This is a genomic window from Acinetobacter sp. V2 (assembly GCF_001188385.1).
Taxonomy (GTDB): Bacteria; Pseudomonadota; Gammaproteobacteria; order Pseudomonadales; family Moraxellaceae; genus Acinetobacter; species Acinetobacter oleivorans.
Genome location: NZ_JZFB01000001.1, coordinates 1,319,153 through 1,324,683, shown reverse-complemented (window position 1 = coordinate 1,324,683; position 5,531 = coordinate 1,319,153). Strand labels below are relative to the sequence as shown.

At 38.8% G+C, this 5,531-nt stretch carries 5 protein-coding genes; 2 read left to right on the top strand and 3 right to left on the bottom strand.

The features are described 5' to 3' along the window. Both UC75_RS20365 and UC75_RS06055 read right to left on the bottom strand, forming a co-directional pair. A partial coding sequence (locus UC75_RS20365) for a 50S ribosomal protein L11 methyltransferase (protein WP_228137119.1) occupies nucleotides 1–393 on the bottom strand: 393 nt, incomplete at its 3' end. 155 nt (nucleotides 394–548) lie between these two features. After that, nucleotides 549–842: a lipase chaperone gene (locus UC75_RS06055; RefSeq protein ID WP_013197328.1), complete on the bottom strand. Its 294-nt coding sequence runs from the start codon at nucleotides 840–842 to the stop codon at nucleotides 549–551. A gap of 231 nt (nucleotides 843–1,073) precedes the next feature. Between UC75_RS06055 and mnmG the strand changes: the two genes are divergently transcribed. Beyond that, nucleotides 1,074–2,954: a tRNA uridine-5-carboxymethylaminomethyl(34) synthesis enzyme MnmG gene (mnmG, locus tag UC75_RS06050; protein WP_013197329.1), complete on the top strand. Its 1,881-nt coding sequence runs from the start codon at nucleotides 1,074–1,076 to the stop codon at nucleotides 2,952–2,954. A gap of 377 nt (nucleotides 2,955–3,331) precedes the next feature. On the opposite strand, the gene UC75_RS19260 is transcribed toward mnmG, so the two are convergent. Next, the gene (locus tag UC75_RS19260) at nucleotides 3,332–4,339 is read right to left on the bottom strand and encodes a helix-turn-helix transcriptional regulator (protein WP_049837019.1); all 1,008 of its coding nucleotides are present in this window, start codon (nucleotides 4,337–4,339) and stop codon (nucleotides 3,332–3,334) included. Nucleotides 4,340–4,566: 227 nt separating this feature from the next. Here UC75_RS19260 and UC75_RS20360 point away from each other — a divergent pair. Continuing rightward, nucleotides 4,567–5,531: circularly permuted type 2 ATP-grasp protein (locus tag UC75_RS20360; protein WP_228137118.1), on the top strand; the 965-nt coding region annotated here is incomplete at its 3' end.

Sequence of the window (5,531 nt, the reverse complement as noted above, 5' to 3'; positions counted from 1 at the left end):
CTTAATATTAGTTGCATCAGCTTCTGGTGGCTCTAGCCATTCAGGTACGATCCAGAACTTTTCCCCAATTTGGATTGGTTCGTAATAATCCATCCATGCGCGTTCCCATACTTGGTCTTCAAGTTCTTCGTGACGTATAGGAGCATCTGGAAGTTGAGCTTTTAAGAAAGCTTCTAAAGTGTCGACATCAATTGGGTCTTGTTCGTCTTGTTGATAGATGCCTGTCACGATTACTTTGTTCCATAAAGGTGTTTCACCTGGTAATGGTTCAAGTAAAGCCTGATCTTCAGCATCATCCAGAGTTACGCTTACCGCACCTAGAGACATTAAAAGTGTTTCTGTGAACTCAACTTGTTCTTGATCAACGGTAATGTGTATTTGTAACCACTTCACGAAAAGGACCTAAAAATTTTATTTAAAGGCGTATTGTAGCGGACTAGACCATTTTAAAAAAGAAAGCGGCTCATCTTTAATGAGCCGTCTTTGAAAATACTGATGAGATGTGGCGGAAAATAAATGACTTCTTCTCTACCTTATGTCAAAACTGCTTAAGGAGCAGGGGCTTTAAATTGTAGTTTACCGTTTTCGTTTGGTTCACAAGTACCATTAAAGGTTACACCATTATGGCTATAAGATACCCATTCACCTTGCTGTTTTTTTACACAAGCTCTAAGTTCTTTTTGCGCAACTGATTTGCTCGAATCTGCAGTATGACTAGCTGTTTTACTTGATTTAGCCGTATGGGTCGATTTAGCAGTATGATTCGTCGCAGCGTGGGTAAACGTTACGCCTGAAAAACAAAGGAGAGATGCGGTTAAGATTTTTAACATAGTCGTTTTCATTTTGTGTTCCTTCTCGTTGCGTTAATTTTAAAGTCGTAGAAGTGCTGTACATTTTTTATTCTAAGATGAAAAATTCTTAAAAACATTCACTTTGTATTGAATTCATGCAACAAAATGTCAAAACATGTGGAGTACCGTAAACCGTGTAGAGACAATTTTGTAATTATGTACATCAATAAGCAGATAATTTTGCTATAATGTTCCGTCTTTTTTTTCTGGTGTTTTGTACTCATGCACTACCCTAAAGTTTATGATGTTATTGTTATCGGCGGCGGTCACGCAGGTACGGAAGCGGCCCTTGCTGCTGCGCGTATGGGACGACAGACTTTGCTTTTGACCCATAACATTGAGACTTTGGGCCAAATGAGTTGTAACCCAGCAATCGGTGGTATTGGAAAGTCGCATTTAGTACGTGAAATTGATGCACTTGGTGGCGCAATGGCGTTAGCTGCCGATAAAGGTGGTATTCAGTTCCGTATTTTAAACTCGCGTAAAGGTGCCGCAGTGCGTGCAACACGTGCTCAAGCTGACCGTGTGCGCTATAAAGCTGCCATCCGCGATACTTTGGAAAATCAAGCAAATCTTGATATTTTCCAGCAAGCAGCTGACGACCTGATTGTTGAAGGTGATACAGTTAAAGGTGTAGTTACCCAAATGGGTATTCGCTTTGATGCTAAAACTGTTGTGTTGACTACAGGTACATTCTTAGGCGGTGTAATCCACGTTGGTTTAGAAAAATCAAGCGGTGGTCGTGCGGGTGATCCACCTTCTATTGCACTTGCTCAACGTTTACGTGAATTAAAACTACCTGTAGGTCGTTTAAAAACTGGTACTCCACCACGTATTGATGCACGTTCGGTTGATTTTTCAGTCATGATTCCGCAGCCGGGTGATTTCCCGTCTCCGGTCATGTCTTTCATGGGTGATGCTTCTATGCACCCAGAACAAGTAAATTGTTATATCACGCATACGAATGAAAAAACTCACGACATTATTCGTGGTGGTTTAGATCGTTCACCAATGTATACCGGTGTTATTGAAGGTGTTGGTCCACGTTACTGCCCATCAATCGAAGATAAAATTCATCGTTTCGCTGATAAAGACTCACATCAAGTATTTTTGGAACCAGAAGGTTTAGATACACACGAGCTTTATCCAAATGGTATTTCGACTTCACTTCCATTTGATGTGCAGTTTGAACTTGTTCGCTCTATTCGTGGTATGGAAAATGCGCATATTTTGCGTCCAGGCTATGCGATTGAATACGATTATTTCAATCCGCAAGCTTTGAAATTCACTCTCGAAACTAAAGCGATTAATGGTCTATATTTTGCTGGCCAAATTAATGGTACGACAGGTTATGAAGAAGCTGGTGCTCAAGGTTTACTTGCAGGTTTAAATGCTGCGCGCCGTGCGTGGGAGCAAGAAGAGTGGACACCTAAGCGTGACCAAGCTTACATGGGTGTGTTGGTTGATGACCTCATCACTTTAGGAACCAAAGAACCGTACCGTATGTTTACCTCACGTGCGGAATACCGTTTGATGTTACGTGAAGACAATGCAGATCAGCGTTTAACGACTGTTGGTCGTGAACTTGGTTTGGTTGATGATGTGCGTTGGGCTGCTTATTGTGAAAAAATGGAAGCGGTTGAGCGTGAAACCTCTCGTTTACAACATTTGTGGGCAGCACCAAATAACCCTATGGGTAAAAAATTCGTTGAGATGACGGGTGCTGACTTAAGTAAAGAATGTAGCGCAATTGATTTGCTTAAACGCCCTAATATTAGCTTTGGTCAAATTGCAGAACTTACTGGTTCTGAAGTTTCTGAGCAGGTTGGTGAGCAAATCGAGATTGCTGTGAAATACGAAGGTTACATTAATCGTCAGCATGAAGATGTGGCACAGTTAAAGCGTCTTGAAGAAACTAAAATTCCTACTGATTTTGATTATGACGTCGTGTCTGGTTTGTCTCGCGAAATTACTCAGAAATTAAAAACAGTTCTTCCGGAAACATTAGCTCAAGCAAGCCGTATTCCTGGTGTTACACCAGCAGCTGTTCAGCTTGTAATGATCACAATTCGTAAAAACAATATGATTAAGAAAACAGCTTAATCATTTAAGTGTACAAAAAGCCCAGTTAAGACTGGGCTTTTTTATTTTCTGTTCAAAAAATATATGGAAACTTCCTAAGGAAGAAAATAGATTTCGCTTCCTTTTTTTCTTATTTCACATATTTCAGGTAGCCAGTTATATTAAATTCACGTTCAAACAAGAGGGCTTTAACCATGACAATGAAATCAATTCGCTACAATGGATATGAAATGGCATGCCAATGTTCATGTTCAAAATAGCGCAAAAGAAAGAGCAGATCAGTTTTGTAGGGGGAGAACAGGCTGATCTGAAACAACTATAAATATAAGAGCCAATATAAAATTAAGAAAATTATAATTCAAAATCTAAAGAGAACCTTATGGTTCTCTTTTTTATATCTATTTATTCTCAGATTCAATTTCTCGAACAGCGTTATGTACTTGAATTGGTTCAATATGCAGTAATTTTTTGCCAAAACTACGTAGCCACCATACTAGTTGAGATGTAAAAGGTACTGTTGCGGTAACTTCTACAATATTTTCTTCAAGTGGAATGATAGTTTGGTCTTTACTTAACTGACTTTCATAGAAAGTTCTAGCAGTTTGCTCTGTCATAGTTAATGTGAGCTGGATTGACTCAGTTGGCTGTTTATAGTCCACTCTGAAGCCTAAAGCACCTGAATCAATATAATGATCAATATCAAAATTGACAGGATGCAGTGCTCGACTATCTAAGACTTTTGCTGATTTAAAACGGTGCAAGGCAAACGTTTGAACTTCAGTTTTGTCGTGTCGTGTGCAAATCAAATAAATTACTGCACCTTTTTGTACCAAAGCCAAAGGGTTTAAAACATAAGTTTTATCTTCACCTTGATTTACTCGAGCTTGATAAATACATTCAATTTGTTTGTCTTGTAGCAATCCTTCATAAATTGCTTGTTGAGCAGCACGGTCGACTACAGGTGGAATAAGTGGTTGGCTTGCTGGGACAATGCGTACTCGGTTAATCCACTGTCTCACATTATTTTGTGTAGAGAGACTGCGTTTAGCTAAATCAAACCAAGGCCCCATCTCATCAAGAAGACTAGGTGGAAGCAAGTGTTTAAGATGCTCCTCAACCATCATAAAGGTTACTGCCTGAGAGCTCGTCATGTGTGGTAAGCTCTGAATAGGCGCATCGGATTGCCACCGCCAGCCCTGAGGTACGGCCTTATTGCTTTCAATCGGAAAGCGCTGAGCAATTTGATTTAAATCACGCTGAATAGTCCTTAAACTGATATCAATACCTTCACGTTCAAGCATTTCTTGTAATTCCCGTGTTCCGATCCATTTACCGGTTGGAAGGCGAGACAAGATCTGCCATTGGCGATATAAACTATTCGAAGTTTCTTTTTCTATTACAGACATAAGCGTAATACATCTATATCCAATTGCTTTGGTGTCAACACAATAAAAAATCTTTACACATTTAGCAAGTTTGTCAGATTCGGTTTACTGAACCTTTTACAATCGATGTTAAGATTTAGAAGAAGAAAGTTATAACAAAACACCGTAAAAATATTAAACATATATAAGTGGCACTGAAATTGCTTATTTAAAAATGAAATATAGATAAATGATAAGACGAGGTGGTTATGTCAGAACAAGAGCATGAATTACATATAGATAATGATTTTTTTATACAAGAGCAGACAACTACGGCACTCATTAACCCAACCTCTTTTTTAGAACATATTTCCGTACAAACCAATCTATTTGAACAGCTGAAATCAGAATTTTTTAATGAGATGCTGGATGATGTGACATCAAATGGCGCGGCTTCTAAAAAAATTGAACAATGGTTGAGTATTCGTACTTTAGATGAGTTAAAAGAATTAAATGCTCAAGCGAAGCGGCATTTTCTTTATCATGGAATTACTTTTAACGTATACGGTGATAAAGAAGGTACAGAGCGAACGATTCCTTTTGATTTAATTCCAAGGGTAATTGAAAAAAAACAGTGGGAGAAAATAGCTTCGGGCTGTGCGCAGCGCGTTAAAGCATTAAATTATTTCCTAGATGATATTTATCATGGACAACATATTTTAAAAGAACAACTGATTCCCGAAGATCAAATCATGGGGAATGAGGCTTTCCAACCCCACATGCTCAAACATGCTTTGAAAGGTAAAATTTATTCACAAATTAGCGGAATTGATATTATCCGTGATGGTGAGGGAGAGTTTTTTGTATTGGAGGATAATTTAAGAACACCTTCTGGTGTGTCTTATATGATCGAAAGCCGAAACATTAGCCAACAATTGATGCCGGAGCTATGTGCAGCTAATAATTTACAGGGAATTGAGCATTATCCAAAACTTTTAAAAGAAATCTTGCAGGAGAACTCACCTGCGGACCAACCTTTTGTGGTGGTACTAACACCGGGACGTTTTAACAGTGCTTTTTATGAGCATGCTTTTCTAGCACGTGAAATGGATGTGCCACTAGTTACAAATCGGGATTTATTTGTCGAAAATGATCAAGTTTTTGTCAAAACTATTCGTGGGCGTCAAAAAGTAGATGTAATTTACCGCCGTTTAGATGACGATTTTCTAGATCC